Annotated in this window: 1 protein-coding gene; it reads left to right on the top strand. The window is 31.3% G+C overall.

The window, feature by feature from the left end; genetic code table 11:
* The coding region (locus tag CCZ01_RS09870) for a Cj0814 family flagellar-dependent secreted protein (RefSeq protein WP_112053033.1) at positions 1-1,084 on the top strand (1,084 nt) is incomplete at its 5' end.
* Positions 1,085-1,184: the final 100 nt, after the last annotated feature.

The raw sequence follows: 1,184 nt of genomic DNA, 5'->3' as shown, positions 1-1,184 counted from the left end.
TGTTGATGCAGATGGTTACTTTACAAGTGATTTTAATGAAAAGGCTGGAATACCAAAAGATTTTAGAATACGTGCAGCAGATATGCAAAAGTTTGTAGATGATTTTTTTGATGAGAATACATTTTCCGGGCGGTTAAATAGTGAAATCTTTAAAAGCATAGATATTGCTAAAAGCTTTGGCAATATCTATCAACTCTTTTCACAAGTCTTGGAATCTCCTGCCTATGGAGAGGATTTTTCTAAGGAATATTTGGATAATTTATCTATTACTTTTTATGAATATAATTCTAGAACACTCAAAGTTATTCAAACCCTTACACAAGAAGATATGGAAAAAGTTATAAAAACAGATAGCTGGGCAACCGTAATGAAGGATCACAAAAAAAATGATATAGGATGGATTTTTAATTCAAAGTCTGATTTTAGCTCTTATTCCAAAGGTGATGTCTTTTTAGAGTTTGCAAAGTATGCACCAGTGTATGGAGTCTTTGAGGGTGAAACAACTCTAAGAGGAAATGCATTTGGATATAATAAAAACATCGATGAATCAATTGTTGAAGATTTCAGAAAATTTATGGATAGTGTCTCAATTCTAACGAATCGTTTTGGCGAAAAGTTTGGCTGGGATGGGCAAGGTGGTGATATTTCTCAAATTAAGTCACATATAAAACAAATCAACAATATTCTTCCTTTGACACCAGTAGAGGGAGATAGAAAAGCTTTGCAAGATATATTAAGTGAGGCAAATGACTTGCTAGATGAATATATGGAAAAGCTTAGCAGTCCTGATTTGAGTTTCTCTGAATTTAAAGAAAGGTATGTTGAATTTAGTGAAAAATACTATGAATTTAGAAAAAGACATGATTCTGTTCTTGATAAGGCTTGGGCAAATTATACAGAACACGAAGAAAATCAAAAACCCTTTAAACCTATTCAAGGAGAAAGTGATAATACAGAAACCTATCAAGATGAATTTAAAAAAACATTCTTTGAACGTTTCTTAAAAGCAGAACAAGAAAAAGGTAATGACATTACAGAAATCTTGGAACAACTTTCTAAAATAGGGTATAAGTTTTCAGGGTAATTCTTTTCATAAGGAGTCAACATGAGCATTAATGCAGTTAAAAACTTTCAAAACAACTCTTTGTTTAATCATCAAGGTATAAATAAACAAAGTCAATCTA

This window comes from Helicobacter monodelphidis (assembly GCF_003288845.1).
Lineage (GTDB): Bacteria > Campylobacterota > Campylobacteria > Campylobacterales > Helicobacteraceae > NHYN01.
Note: the sequence above shows the minus strand (reverse complement) of the source record. Positions and strands in the feature narration are given on the sequence as shown.